Raw genomic sequence first — 249 nt, forward strand, 5'->3', positions numbered from 1 at the left:
TGATGACGGCGTCTTTTGTACGGTTTGCGATCTCTTTTGCAAAAATCAGACCTAAACCTCCGGCACCTCCTGTAATGAGATAAACGCCTTCGTCTTTCCACGGAATGTCCGGCTCCGCTTGAGAAATATCCATCTCTTCCCAATCAGCGGCAAAGCGCTTGCCGTTTTCATATTTCACATGGACGCTTTCGGCATGCATACGGTTTTCCGCCGCTTTTTCCGCGATGCCTTCAGCACTTTCTTTCTCCT

Annotated in this window: 1 protein-coding gene; it reads right to left on the reverse strand. The window is 49.0% G+C overall.

Going from position 1 to position 249, the window contains the following annotated elements; all coding sequences use genetic code 11:
- Positions 1-249 (reverse strand): hypothetical protein (locus SB658_RS26260; RefSeq protein ID WP_410603427.1); only part of this gene is annotated, 249 nt, incomplete at both ends.

Source organism: Bacillus sp. SIMBA_008 (genome assembly GCF_046535495.1).
Lineage (GTDB): Bacteria > Bacillota > Bacilli > Bacillales > Bacillaceae > Bacillus > Bacillus subtilis.